The sequence below is a fragment of the Saccharomonospora sp. NPDC046836 genome (assembly GCF_040645195.1).
Lineage (GTDB): Bacteria > Actinomycetota > Actinomycetes > Mycobacteriales > Pseudonocardiaceae > Prauserella_A.
The window spans coordinates 54020-67836 of record NZ_JBEYXW010000032.1 but is presented as its reverse complement, the minus strand read 5'-3'; the positions used below and the strand labels follow the sequence as shown (position 1 = coordinate 67836).

12 protein-coding genes are annotated in these 13817 nt (G+C 64.0%); all 12 read left to right on the top strand.

Annotated elements, in window-relative coordinates:
• Positions 1-114: 114 nt before the first annotated feature.
• The 12 genes from ABZ863_RS27855 (at position 115) to ABZ863_RS27800 (ending at position 13797) form a co-directional block, all read left to right on the top strand.
• Positions 115-1089: a tripartite tricarboxylate transporter substrate binding protein gene (locus ABZ863_RS27855; RefSeq protein WP_358541445.1), complete on the top strand. Its 975-nt coding sequence runs from the start codon at positions 115-117 to the stop codon at positions 1087-1089.
• Between the two features lie 50 nt (positions 1090-1139).
• Positions 1140-1631: a tripartite tricarboxylate transporter TctB family protein gene (locus ABZ863_RS27850; protein WP_358541443.1), complete on the top strand. Its 492-nt coding sequence runs from the start codon at positions 1140-1142 to the stop codon at positions 1629-1631.
• 55 nt (positions 1632-1686) lie between these two features.
• Positions 1687-2616 carry an NAD(P)-dependent oxidoreductase gene (locus tag ABZ863_RS27845; RefSeq protein WP_358541440.1) on the top strand — a complete coding sequence of 310 codons (930 nt, stop codon included), beginning with the start codon at positions 1687-1689 and terminating at the stop codon, positions 2614-2616.
• A gap of 264 nt (positions 2617-2880) precedes the next feature.
• Entirely contained in the window at positions 2881-4488 is a 1608-nt protein-coding gene (locus tag ABZ863_RS27840; RefSeq protein WP_358541437.1) for an aldehyde dehydrogenase, read from the top strand.
• 115 nt (positions 4489-4603) lie between these two features.
• Positions 4604-5773, top strand: coding sequence for an acyl-CoA dehydrogenase family protein (locus ABZ863_RS27835; RefSeq protein WP_358541435.1), 1170 nt, complete (start codon positions 4604-4606; stop codon positions 5771-5773).
• Between the two features lie 105 nt (positions 5774-5878).
• Complete coding sequence (locus ABZ863_RS27830; RefSeq protein ID WP_358541434.1) at positions 5879-6670, top strand: SDR family oxidoreductase; 792 nt, start codon at positions 5879-5881, stop codon at positions 6668-6670.
• Complete coding sequence (locus ABZ863_RS27825) at positions 6670-8316, top strand: CoA-transferase (protein WP_358541433.1); 1647 nt, start codon at positions 6670-6672, stop codon at positions 8314-8316. The genes ABZ863_RS27830 and ABZ863_RS27825 overlap by 1 nt, the downstream gene beginning before the upstream one ends.
• A gap of 44 nt (positions 8317-8360) precedes the next feature.
• On the top strand, positions 8361-9161 hold the full coding sequence (locus tag ABZ863_RS27820) for an enoyl-CoA hydratase-related protein (protein WP_358541432.1): 801 nt from the start codon (positions 8361-8363) through the stop codon (positions 9159-9161).
• A complete protein-coding gene (locus ABZ863_RS27815) occupies positions 9158-10051 on the top strand; it encodes a CoA ester lyase (RefSeq protein ID WP_358541431.1) in 894 nt (297 codons plus the stop codon). Before ABZ863_RS27820 ends, ABZ863_RS27815 begins: the two co-directional genes overlap by 4 nt.
• The gene (locus tag ABZ863_RS27810; protein WP_358541430.1) at positions 10051-10506 is read left to right on the top strand and encodes a MaoC family dehydratase; all 456 of its coding nucleotides are present in this window, start codon (positions 10051-10053) and stop codon (positions 10504-10506) included. Before ABZ863_RS27815 ends, ABZ863_RS27810 begins: the two co-directional genes overlap by 1 nt.
• A complete protein-coding gene (locus ABZ863_RS27805; protein ID WP_358541429.1) occupies positions 10506-12476 on the top strand; it encodes an AMP-binding protein in 1971 nt (656 codons plus the stop codon). Before ABZ863_RS27810 ends, ABZ863_RS27805 begins: the two co-directional genes overlap by 1 nt.
• Positions 12439-13797, top strand: a complete 1359-nt coding sequence (locus ABZ863_RS27800; RefSeq protein ID WP_358541428.1) for a CoA transferase — start codon at positions 12439-12441, stop codon at positions 13795-13797. Before ABZ863_RS27805 ends, ABZ863_RS27800 begins: the two co-directional genes overlap by 38 nt.
• Positions 13798-13817: the final 20 nt, after the last annotated feature.

Sequence of the window (13817 nt, the reverse complement as noted above, 5' to 3'; positions counted from 1 at the left end):
ATCCACTCCGACCGCGACGCCGAGATCACCTGCACCACACCATGATCAACCAAGGACGCAACTCGACCGACACCGGGTTACGAGACAACCCTTAGCTGTCCCCTTGGAGGAAGAATGCAAAGAAAATCCCTTGCAGCTGGTGGTCTGACGATCGTTATGGCGGTCGGTTTGAGTGGCTGCGGTGGTGTACTTGGCGCCGGCGGAGGAGCCGGCGATGGCGACGACTACCCGTCAAAGCACATCGAGCTCATCGTTCCGGCCTCCGCCGGCGGGACGACCGACGTACAGGCGCGGCTCTGGGCGAGCTGTCTGGAAGATGAGCTCGGAGAGAGCATCGTGGCCATTAACCAGGAGACGGCGCACGGTGTGACCGGTGGCCGCAACATCGCGCATGCCAATCCTGACGGGTACACCCTCGGGTTTGTAGGAACCGCGGTCGTGTCGGTCATCCCGGTAGTCGATGACCAGGCCGGCTACGCGGCCGAGGACCTCCAGGTCGTAGCCCAGACAGGCAGCACCCCGGATGTGGTCTACGTACGCGCGGACTCCCCGATCGACTCCATGGAGGAACTTCTTGGCACCTCGGGTCTGAAGGCCGGTCAGTACGGGCCAACCTCCGCGACACGTCATCGCCTAGACGCACTGATCGATGTGAACTCGCTGTCGTGGACGGTCGTCCCATTCGAGTCCCAGACCGCTATCCTGCAGGGACTGCTCCGCGGCGACATCGAGGTCGGTTACGACTCGATCGGCGCTCCCCTCCTGGAGCAGGCGCGCAGCGGTGAGATCAAAATCCTCGCGAGCGGCCTCGATATCAAGACCATCATTCCCGACGTCCCGACCTTCGAGTCGTTGGGAGTCGAAGGGTTTGCTGGACCGAGTTCTGCGTCGTTCTACCTGGCCGGTCCCGCCGGTATGCCGGACGGCGTCACAGAGAGGCTCGAGGGGGCATTGGCTGCCTGCCGTGACTCGAAGGCCATATCGGCAATGACGGAAGTGCTGGCGCTGCCCGAAATTCCGATGGGCGAGGAGGTCGCTGACGTGGTCCGCGAGGAGTTCGTCGCCTACAAGGAGCAACTGTCGCCGTGAGTTCCATCGGTGAGGCACCCACTCCCTCTGAGTCATTGGTGGAGCAGGACATGGAGACGCAGACGATGGCGCATGACACGGAGGACACAAATGCTGAGGTTGCTTCCGGGAAGCGCTGGGTGGTTCGGAGAATCCCTGCTCTCATCCTGTTGATCATTGCCCTAGCCTTTGCTCGCGAGGCACTCGTGCTGCCGATCGGGGGGTTGCGTGAGCCGGGCCCCGGGTTCTGGATCCTGACGGTCAGCATCCTGCTTGCGGTACTGGCCGTCGCCTTGGGAATCAAGCCGGTGGCTGATATCGAGCTGCTCAATACCACCAGCGGCGAGTTGATTCGAGTTGCAGCCGGGTTCGCGGGGGTGGTGGGTTTCCTGCTGCTGTTCTACCTCACAGGTTACTTCCTCAGCACCTTAGTGCTGACGGTGTACATGGCGAGGCTGATCCGCCGTGAGCCTTGGCTTCGCACGCTGATCATCGCCGTCTTGAGCGGCGCGGTAGTTCACGGGTTCTTCGTGGTCCTGCTGGGTCTGCCGTCCCCAGGCTAGCGGTCGGTCGACCAGTAGGTAGCGCGTCCACGATCACACACGAGAAGGAGCATGAATGTCGAAATACCAGACAGATCCTGGATCCTACGAGGAGGTTGGTTTCATAGGGCTGGGCGCAATGGGTGGCGCGATAGCGCGGAACCTCGCCAAGGGGGGCGTCCCTTTGACTGTCTTTGATCTCAACGCAGACCTCGTGGCCGACTTCGTCGAGCGGGGTTCGCGCGGCGCCGATTCGCTCGCGGACTTCGAGGGTTCGAAGGTCGTGATCCTCTGTCTTCCGGGACCGAACGAGTTCGAAGCCGCCCTGTTCGGTGAAGGCGGTCTCGGTGGGTCGCTCGCGCCGGGGGACCTCGTGATCGATATGACGACCAACCACCCTCGTGTGGTGGAACGCGCAGCTAAGCGGTTGGAAGAACGCGGCGTCGAGTTTGTCGATGCCCCAGTCGCCGGTGGCAAGGTAGGCGGCGAGGCTGGAACTCTGACTATCGCAATCGGTGGGTCGGCGGACTCATTCGAACGGGCGAAGCCAATTCTGGCGTTCACCAGCTCCACGATCATTCATGCGGGTGCGGTCGGGAGCGGCAACGTCTGCAAGTTGGTCCACAACATGGGAATCCACATCGTCCGCCAAACCTTGGCGGAGATCTTCACGCTGGGGGTCAAGGCCGGCGTGAGTCCGGCGGTGCTAACTGAGTTCGTGGGTAAGGGAGCCTTCGGCCAGCTGGATCAGTTGCACGTCGGCCTGCCATCGCGGGTGCTCACGGGCGAGTTCATCGACGGAGAGCCGAGCTTCCGCCACGTGCTGGCTTTGAAGGACATCCGCTTGGTGAATGACCTCGCCGACGGACTCGGAGTTCCGTTGCCCCTCGGTCGGGAGTGCCTCGAACTGGCGAGGACCGCATCTGATGAGGGTTGGAACGAGCGAGATGCGTGGGCCACCTTTGCCTTGCAGGAGCAGCGTGCCGGCGTTGAGGTCCGAAGTTAGCAAGTCGAGTCGCCGTGTAAAGACCCACACCAGTGAGCTTGGCCGAATCGGGCAGGTCGAGATGGGACCTTCGATCGATTAGGTCTTGTCCCGGACTGAATTTCGAAGGTGCGGTGGCCATCGTCATTGTCGGCTCTGCTGATCTTGGCAAGGCGACGCTGCGGGGACTGGTCGGGAGAGGAGGACGTGCGTAATTTCAGGAGCGATCTCGTTCGGCTCGCTGGGGCTGTGTAGGCCTTTTCCTGTGCCAAGACCTTTGACGTGGTGGGCGAGCTCGATGATCGAGACGTCAACCTCGACCGGTCCATCCGGGGCGTATTGACGCCGGTGGCAGGTGGCGGACATCAGCGGCGAAGCGGTGAGGGTCGCCTGATGACAACTCCCATTTCCCGCGACGACAGCAAATGGAGCACCATGGTGACCCAAGTTCCCGTACGGCATCCGGATCGGTTCTACATCGACGGAGAGTGGTGTGAGCCGTCGACGGAGTCGACTTTCGACGTGGTGGATTCTACGACCGGCGAACCCGTCTACTGCGTTGCGGAGGCGCACGAGGCCGACATTGCCAGAGCAGTCGATGCTGCTCGTCGCGCCTTTGACGATGGACCGTGGCGCACCTTCTCCGCCCGTCAGCGGGCTGACATCCTTCGTGAATTCGCTTCTAGGTGGGCGAGTCGGATTAATGATGTCGCAGCCGTCCAGCCGCGCGAGACGGGAATCACTGCTGCGATGGCGCGGAACCTGGTCGAAAGATCCATCGCCGAGCTCCGGCTTGTTGCTGATCTCGCGGACTCCTTCCCGTTCGAGGAGCGGGTCTCGCCGACCTCCGGCGGTGAGGAGGCGTGGATCGTTCATGAGCCCGTGGGAGTGGTGGGTGCAATCATCCCGTGGAACTCGCCCGTCGCTTCGATCACCCATAAACTCGCACCAGCACTCCTCAGTGGCAGCACATTCGTGCTCAAGTCTGCGCCCGAGGCCCCGGTTGAAGGTCTTATCGCCGCGGAGATCGCGGAATCGATCGGCCTTCCCCCTGGTGTGTTCAACGTCGTGACTGCGGACCGGAAAGCTTCAGAGTCTCTGGTCCGCGACGACCGGGTGGACAAGATTGCCTTCACGGGCTCCACGGGGGCCGGCCGGGCCATCGGATCGTTATGCGCGGAACGGGTTGCCCGCTGCACACTCGAGTTGGGTGGCAAGTCGCCTGCTGTTGTCCTAGATGACGCAGAGGTTGATGTTGTGGCGGACGCGTTGGTGGCGGGAATGGCGCGAATCTCAGGTCAAGTCTGTGCCTCGCTGACGCGTGCAGTGGTTGACGAGCGGATTTATGACAAGGTCGTCCAGGCGCTCGCGGACCGTGCGCGGTCGATCGTCATCGGTGACCCGTTCTCGCAGGAGACGCAGATGGGGCCTGTCGTCAGCGAGGCCCACATGTCGCGGGTACTGCGCTACATCGACGAGGGGACGCGGTCGGGAGCTCGGCTGGTCGCTGGCGGAAGCCGCCCTGAACACTTGCCACGCCGCGGATTCTACGTCGAACCCACGGTTTTCGCGGACGTGGATAACTCCAGCACGATCGCGCAGGAGGAGATATTCGGCCCGGTTCTGTGTGTTATCCCGGCAAAGGGCGAAGAGGAGGCGGTCCGGATCGCCAACGAGACGGTCTACGGCCTGAACGCATCAATATTTACACAAGACCGCGGCCGCGCCCGCCGCGTGGCGAGGCAACTTCGATCCGGGACCGTGGGGCACAACGCGCAGCGAGCAGACTTTGGGATCGGATTCGGCGGGATGAAGAAGTCCGGGATCGGTCGCGAGGGCGGACGGCAGGGCCTCCTCCACTACCTCGAGAGCAAGACGGTCGTTGTGGGTTAGGAGTTTCGGGCGTCCGCGCCAGCTGGCAACTTCGGCACCTATTAGATAATATATATTATAGTGCTAGCGTCTGGGGCTACAGCCCGATGGCGGATCGGCCGGTTAAGGAGTACAGGTGTCTATTGAGTTCCTGCTGACCACGGAGCAGCGACACGTCCGCAACGAGGCGCGAAAGCTTGCGCGCTCGTTCGATTATGACTACTGGTACGAGCGAGACACCACGGCAAAGTACCCGTGGGAGTTTGTCCAGCGCTTCGCCGCGGCAGGCTGGCTCGGGATCATCGTTCCGGAGGAGTACGGCGGTGGCGGGGGGACGATCACCGACGCTGCGCTTATGTTGAACGAGGTCGCGGCATCCGGTGCCGGAGCTACGGGCGCCTCGGCGCTGCACTTCTACGTCTTCCCGGCCATGCCGATCGTCCGCCATGGTTCGGAGGAAATGAAGCAGCGTGTCCTGCCACTTGTGGCCAAGGGTGAGCTGTTGATGGCGTTTGGTGTAACTGAGCCCAACGCGGGGATCGACACGTCGCGCATCAGGACTCGCGCCGAGAAGGTGGGCAACAAGTGGGTCATCACCGGACAGAAGGTCTGGACGACCAACGCCCAGAACGCCAGCCACATTCTCATCCTCGCTCGCACGTCGCCGCGCGACGAGTCGCGCCCGATGGATGGCATGACGCTCTTCTTCGTACCTCTCGATCGTGAAAAGTGCAGGATCAGGGAGATTCCCAAGATGGGGCGCGCGGCTATCGACTCGAACGAGGTGTTCATCGATGGTCTCGAGGCCGCCGACCACGACGTCGTGGGGGAGGTCGGCAGCGGCTTCCGATACCTGCTCGACGGCCTGAACCCCGAGCGCATCGTTACCGCGATGGAGGGGATCGGCATCGGTCGCGCCGCTCTGGAGCTGGCGGTCCGGTACGCCAAGGAGCGGGTTGTGTTTGATCGTCCGATCGGCCAGAACCAGGCGATCGCACATCCGTTGGCGCAGAGTTGGGTTGAACTCGAGGGAGCCGAACTCGCGGCCCTCCGTGCCGCGTGGCTGTACGACAACGGGCAACCTTGTGGCGCCGAGGCCAATGCAGCGAAGTTTCTTTCCGGTGCGGCAGGCAGTCGCGCTACCGATGCGGCGCTGCAGACGCACGGCGGATTCGGCTACAGCAAGGAATACCATGTCGAGCGGCTGATGCGGGAGGCGCAGATCTTCAAGATCACGCCGATCACGCAGCAGATGGTGCTCAACTATGTGTCTGCCAAGGTCTTAGGACTTCCCAGGTCGTACTGACGATCATGAACGGCGATATCCGGCGACGCGTCACGGTCGAGGGCGGCCCCGCGCCTGATCGCTCGACCCGCCTCTTCGACGAGGCCCTTTCCCAGGAGCAACTACATGAGTGTTGAGTCAATCCCTGTTCATGGTCGGTACTCGTTCGACCTCTCGGACCGCGTCGTCCTGCTCACCGGAGCCAGCCGAGGTCTCGGTCGAGCCCTCGCCCACGCGTTCGCCCACGCCAATGCGGACCTCGTCCTCACTGCGAGGTCCGCAATGGATCTGGAGTCGGTGGCACAGGAGGTCGTTGACATCTCGGGACGGCGACCTGTCGTGGCGCCGGGAGATCAGTTGCTAGATGAGGACGTCGAACGCGTCGTCGACGCAGGGCTCGAGGTGTTCGGGCGGATCGACGCACTTGTCAACAATGCAGGCGAGCCGACCGATGCACCGTTCCTCAGCCTCACGTCGGAGGAGTTCCTGCGTGTCGTCGACGTGAACCTTCTGGGGCCCATGCGGTTCATTCGGGCTGTGGCACCTGGGATGCTCGGGCAGGGTCGCGGCCGCATCGTCAACATTGGTTCGGCAGACAGTGTGGTGGGAGCCAAAAACATGGCGGCCTACTGCGCGGCCAAGGGCGGCCTGGCCAATGTCACGCGCGCTCTGGCCGCGGAATGGGCTCAGACCGGGATCCGAGTGAACGCGCTGTGTCCCGGTACCGTTCGATCCACGCAGAACGCGGAGTTTCTCGACGATCCGGAGCTGCTGCCGAAGATCCTGCGGCGTACGCCCATCCGACGGTATGCGGCTGCGGAAGAGATCGCACCACTCTGCCTCTACCTGTGCGCCGATCTCTCCGACTTCGTGACCGGGTCCGTCTACATGATTGACGGCGGGCGGACAGCTGTCTAATGGTTCTGTCAAGGAAGGATAAGCGCCGCTCCCTCGAAGACGCCGTGGCGGAGCATGTGCGTCCGGGGATGACTCTGCACCTCCCATTCGGGGACGCGCGTCCTAATGCGCTTCTCCGGGAGGTCGTGCGACAGTTTCGAGGCACCAGGCCCGGCTTCACCGTCATCAGCACGGGACTGCTCAATAGCCAGCAGGCACTGGTCAGCTCCGGTCTGGTGACGAAACTCATCACCACATTCGCGGGCGAGAACTATCCCACCCCGGGGCCTTCGCCGGTGATCAAGCGAGCCCTCGAGGATGGGATGGAGATCGAGGACTGGTCCATCTACACGATGGTCGCCGCGTTGACCGCCGGAGCGCTGGGTGTTCCGTTCTATCCGGTGCGCTCGTTCGCCGAGGGTTCGATGTCTGGCCGGGCCGGCATGGCGCCGCGTGCCACTGTGGACAATCCCTTCGCGGGCGGCGAGGTCACAGTCGTCCCTGCGTTGGTGCCAGACCTCACGCTGTTGCACGGGGTGGCAGGCGACGCCGAAGGCAACATCGTTATGGCCGGCCCAGGCGGGGAGCGGGAGTGGGGCGCACTCGCCAGCCGCGTGGGCGTTCTCGCCACCGTCGAGCGGATCGTCGAGCGCGATGTGATTGAGGCGCACAACTCACAGGTCCGGCTCCCCGCGCCGGCAGTCCTGACCATCTCGGAGGTAAGTGGCGGATCTGCCCCCTATGGAACTTACACCGCTGGCATTGGGTCGATCGCCGGTTACGACGAGGACGTGTCGGCGATGCTCGCCGCACGCCAGAGCATGCGCACTGCCAACGAGTTCGATTCCTGGGTCGACAAGTGGCTCGTAGGCAACCCCGCAGGCCAACTTGACGCACCGTCCGTTCCGCAACCAGAGACCTACACGGACGCCGAACTCATGATCGTCGCGGCCGCACGGCGCATTGCTACTCGAATCGAGGCGGCAGGGTTTGACTTCGTACTAGCTGGGATCGGCCAGGCGAATCTTGCCGCATGGCTGGCGCATGCGACGCTGGCGCCAGCGCGAGCGCCCATGCTTCTGGCCGAAATGGGGATGGTGGGCTACACGCCCCAACCGGGAGACCCGTATCTCTTCGCGAACCGCAACAAACCGTCCGCCGCGCAGCTCACCGACACGACAGCAATTCTCGGCGCCTATGTCGGCCATCACCGGATGCGGACCTTGGCGGCCGTCGGAGCAGGCCAACTGGCAGCTGACGGCTCCATAAATAGCACGGTCGGACATGACGGCGCCTACCTGACAGGGTCTGGCGGCGTAAACGACATCGCATCGGTGGCGGACGAGCTTGTCGTGATCCTGCGGCAGTCCGCACGGCGGCTCCTGGACGACGTCGAGGTGCGCACCGCGCCGGGGCGGGCAGTGCGCACTGTTGTCACCGACCGCGCCATCTTCGTGCGTGATGGCGATCGGTTCCGGCTGGAGGCCGTGCTCGTCCCACCCGCTCGGAGCGCGGCGTCCACTGACGAGCTCCTCGCGGATGTTCGGGCCCGCACCGGCTGGTCGGGCGTCGAGTGGCCTGCAGATCCGATTCGTGAGCCCCTTCCGACGATCTCGGAGCTCGAGACACTCCGGGCATTCGACCCGGACCGTCACTTCCTGCGCTGAGGACGGCGCACAGATCCGTGAAGACCAAAGAGAAGGGAATACAAATGACCGCGACCTACGAAGACGTTCTCTACGAGATCGTCGACGGCACCACCGCACTCATCACGATTAACCGACCGGAACGTCGTAATGCCTTCCGTGCCCAGACCGTCGAGGAGCTTGTCGACGCGTTCCGGCGCGCGTGGGCGGACGTGCAGGTGCGCGCGATCATCCTGACCGGTGCCGGCGACAAGGCCTTCTGCAGTGGCGGCGATGTGAAGATCCGCGCAGAGCTCGGAAACTACGGTCCGAGCAAGAGTGGGCTGTGGGAGGTCGAGTACCTCCACAAGCTCATACGCGACATTCCCAAGCCGGTCATCGCGGCAGTGAACGGGTTTGCTATCGGAGGCGGCCACGTGCTTCACGTCGTCTGCGACCTGTCGATCGCTGCCGAGAGCGCTCGGTTCGGGCAGGTGGGGCCCCGCGTAGGATCGTTTGACGCAGGATTTGGGACGAACTTCCTGGCGCGGCTCGTCGGTGAGAAGAGGGCCCGGGAGATCTGGTTCATGTGTCGGCAGTACGACGCCGCCCAGGCCGAGCGCTGGGGCCTCGTGAACGCTGTGGTCCCCGACGACCAGCTCCTGGATGAGGCGCGGTCCTGGGGACGCGAAATCGCGGCCCTCAGCCCCACGGCGCTCAAGTTCCTCAAGCAGGCTTTCAACGTCGACACGGAGCATCAGGCCGCGCTTTCGGGACTCGCAGGTTCAGCGCTCGACCTTTACGTGGACACCCCTGAGGCGGCAGAGGGCGCTGCCGCGTTCGTGGAGAAGCGCTCGCCCAACTTCGCGCGCGCGGACAAGCGATGATCACCCCACGGTCGTTGCTGTTCGTGCCGGCGAACCGGCCACAGTACCTCCCTAAGGCGGCCAGCTCCGGTGCCGACGCCGTCATCCTCGATCTCGAGGACTCGGTGCCAGACGAGGAGAAGACGAGGGCCCGGCACAAGCTTGCCGCGAATGTGGCGGCGCTGCGCGAGTTGGAGCCGGACCTGCAAGTGCACGTCCGCGTCAACGCCTGGGGTGACCCGGGAGCTGCCGACGACCTCGCGGCGGTCGTCGAGGCCAATGCCGACGTCGTGTACCTGCCGAAGAGCATCGGTCCGGAGCAGGCACTCAGGGCCGCGCATCACCTCGAGCTCCTTGACGATCTCCATCGCAAGTCGACGCCGACGCTGATCGAGGTTGCACTCGAGCAGGCTGGTTCGCTGGCCTCGTGTCGAGAGATCGGCGAAGTGCACGATCGAGTCATCGCTGTCATCGCTGCCGCCGCCAAGAACGCTGACGTGGCGAGGTCGGTGGGCTTCCGCTGGACCGATAGCGGTCTGGAGACGCTGTACTTCCGGAGCCGAGCCGTGCTGGCCGCACGGGCGGCGGGTGTCGCCCCCATCGGCGGTCTGTGGCAGTCGGTTCCCGATTTGGACGGGTTCCGGGCATTTGCCGAGGCCAACCGCGACATCGGCTACCACGGCATGATAGTGATCCACCCCAGCCATGTGCCGATCGCAAATGACGTGTTCGCGCTTCAAGAGTCCGAGGTCGCGTGGTTCGAGGGACTCGTCCAGGCCTACGACGCCGCAGCTGCCGAAGGCCGAGGTGCCGCTCGATTCGATGGCGAGATGGTCGACCTGGCTCATGCCGTCACGGCCCGTGAGCAGCTGGCCGCGCACTATGCCCGCATGGGACGAAAGGGGACCTGATGGCTGGCAAGCACTACGAGGAACTCGAGATCGGAACCGTCTTCGAGCACGAGGTCACCCGGACCATCACGGAGGCGGACAACGTCTGGTTCTCGGCGATCACTCACAACACGCAGCCCTTGCACCTCGATGAGGAATTCGGCAAGCAGACGCTCTTCGGCGGGCGCATCGTCAACAGTCTGTTCACCCTGGCTCTCGTCACCGGCGTCGGCGTCAGCGACGTGACGCTCGGCACGACGTTGGGCAACATGGGATTCACCGACGTGAGGTTCCCCAACCCCGTCCGCCACGGCGACACGATCAGGGCGACAACGGAAGTGATTGATCGCCGCGAGTCGCGATCCCGGCCCGAGGCTGGACTCGTGACACTTCGACATCACGGTTTCAACCAGCGTGACGAGATCGTGTGCGTCTGCGACAGGGTCGCGTTGATGTTGAAGAAGGGCGAGTCCTAATGGCGGCGATCTTCGGTGCGACTGAATCGGCCGACTGGAGACCGCGGGAGGCCGAGGCCGAAAAGCACTCGATCCTTGACACCCTGGTGTGCACCTCCGGAGAGACCGACCTGCCGGGTCTGCACCGCCGATCGGTGGAGGACCCGGAGTGGTTCTGGCGCGAGGTGCTGCAGCACGTTGATCTCGCCTTCACAACGCCGTTCGAGTCGGTTCTCGACCCCCAGACGGCCGACACACCGTTCCCGCGATGGTTCCCGGGCGGCCGGCTGAACGCAGCGCGAACACTTCTCGATCGGCCGAAACTCGACCCCGAGAGCGTGGCCTTCGTGGCAGAGGACGAAGATGGCTCGTCCAAGTCATTGACCAGGGCCGAGCTACGCCGGGACGTCGCATCCGCTGCGGCGTCACTTCGCGAGCACGGCGTCCGCGGGGGCGATCGCGTCGCGTTGTTCCTGCCGATGATCGCTGAGGCGGCGGTCGCCTACCTCGCGTGCGCCGCGATCGGTGCCGTCGCCGTACCCGTGTTCTCGGGGTATGGCCCACAAGGTGTTGCCGCACGTATGGAGCTCGCTGAGTGCGTCGCGCTCGTGACCGCTGACGGATTCACGCGGCGGGACCGTTGGATCTCGTTGTGGGATACCGCTTGCCAAGCAGCAGCACAGTGCCCGAAGTTGCGCCTCGTGGTGCGAGTCGCCTCCGAGCGAGACGTCCCCGAGATGCCTGAGCACACGATCACTGTGCCGTGGAGTCACCTGGTGGCCGACGAGGCGGACCTTGATTACACCGATGTCGAGTCCGACCATCCGATGCTCGTGATGTTCACGTCTGGCACGACTGGCGAGCCCAAGGGCGTGGTCTTGACGCACGCCGGTTTCCTGACGAAGGTCGCCACGGAGTTCGGCATCGTATTCGCCTGGGACGAGACGGACTCGGTCCTGTGGCTCGGAGACATCGGTTGGATGGTCGGGCCTCTCCTCATGACCAGCGCTCTCCTGCTCGGGGCAACTGCCATCCTGTACGGCGGCGCGCTCGACCGTCCCGACGACGGGCGACTCTGGGACTTGGTGCAGAAGCACCGGGTCACTGTGCTGGGAGTGTCGCCGACCGCCGTGCGTGCGCTGCAGGCAGCCGGGGACGAATGGCCCCGCAGAGCTGATCTGGCCTCGGTGCGAGCCGTCATCAGCACGGGGGAGGCCTGGAACGAGAAACCGTGGTGGTGGTTATTCGACACCGTCTTCGAGCGTCAGGTTCCCCTCCACAACTACACGGGTGGCACGGAGACGGGCGGAGGCATTCTGTCGACCTACGCGGATCGGCCGCTGCGATCGTGTGCCTTCTTCGGCCCGGTGCTCGGTATGGACGCCGACGTTGTCGACGACAACGGGAACTCGGTGCGTGGTGTCCCGGGCGAGCTCGTCGTACGGCGTGGTTGGCCCGGCATGACGCGCGGGCTCTGGGGCTCCGAAGGGCGTGAGCGGTACCTGAAGACTTACTGGAATCGCTATGAGGGCATGTGGGCCCACGGCGATCTCGCTCGGATCGACGACGACGGCCACTGGATGATCTTGGGCCGCGCGGACGACACCCTGAAGGTCGCCGGCAAGCGGGTCGGGCCCTCTGAGGTCGAGACAGCGCTTCTGTCACACCCGGCTGCCGTGTCTGCCGCGGCCATTGGCGTACCGGACCCGGACCGCGGTCAGGTCGTCGTGTGTTTCGTCGTGTCCTCGGCACCCGATGCAGACGGACTGGTGTCAGAACTGCGCCAGCGTGTCATCGACCGGCTGGGGCGGTCACTGGCCCCGGCCGAAATTCATCTTGTACCGACCTTGCCAGTCACCAAGACAGGCAAGATCATGCGGCGCCTTGTGCGCGCGGCTCATCTGGGCGAACCCACCGGTGACGTTGCCGGTCTGGAGAATCCGGACTCCCTCGATGAGATCCCGCGACTGGCAGGTGCCGACGAGTCGTGACGACATTGTTCGAAGCACGTCAGGAGGCAGGTGCATGACTGAGCAACACATCTCGGACACGGGCGCGAGGCCATCAGACTCGCCAGCAGAGCCGCTGCTCGCAGGCCTCCGTGTGCTTGACCTGACGACGGCACTTTCGGGGCCTTGGGCCACTTTGACTCTCGCTGGACTCGGCGCGGACGTCGTCAAGGTCGAGCCTCCCGGCGGGAGGGATAACGCTCGAGGGAACCCACCGTTCCTCGGACCAGATGGCTTGCATTTCGGTGCGCCGAGTGACGAGGACGTGTCCGTCACGGTGATGAACCGACACCGCGACAAGAAGAGCGTCACGCTTGATCTGAAGTCCGACCGGGGGCGCAAGATCTTCCACGACCTCGTCTCTTGGGCTGACGTCTTGGTCGAGAATTACAGCGACGGCGTCACGAAGCGCTTGGGGATCGATTACGAGACGCTTCGCGCGGTGAACCCCCGCCTGATCTACTGCTCCATCACCGGGTTCGGCGACGGGAGCCCCTACAAGCACATCAAGGCGATGGACATCGTCATCCAAGCGATGAGCGGAATCGTTGAGGTCACCGGCTTCGAGGACGGCCCGCCAACCCGTGTGGGTCTTCCCCTGGCTGACATGATTGCCCCGCTGTATGCCGTCATCGGCATTCTCGGCGCTGTGGTGAACCGGCAGCAGACGGGTGTCGGCCAGCGGATCGAAGTCAGCATGATTGATGCGCTGGCAACGCTCGTGGCCGAGGAGCATTTCGATGTGCTCCATGCGGCAGGCATGCCGTACCGCAGCGGCAACCACCTGCCACGTCTGGCTCCGTTCGGTGTCTACCCGACCAGCGACGGACACGTAGCCATCACCGGGCTTGTCGACGACTGGGCACATGCGCTCTTCAGGGCCATGGGCGCCGAGGAAATGATGACCGACCCGGCATTTGCGACACGGGGCGCGCGAGCTGCCAACTCTTACGTCCTCAACGATGCGATCGAGAAGTGGACTTCCAAGCACACGACCGACCACGTCGTGTCGCTTCTCGCGGAGTCCGCGGTCCCTGCAGTCCCCGTGCGTACCCCGCGCGAGGTCGTGGACGATCCCTACCTGCGTGCTCGAGAGAGCGTGGTCCCGCTCCAGCATCCCGACGCGGATTTGCGGCACCAGGAGCTTATGGGGAGTGGTATCCCTATCCAGTTCTCAGGTGCGGGACGGATCGTCCCGGGGCGCCCCTCGCATGTCGGGGCAGACACCGAGACGGTTCTGAAGAGCATTGCGCGCCTCAGCGATGCCGACTTGCAGCTCTTGCGTGAGGAAGGCATCGTGTGAAGCTCAGATTTGCTACTTGC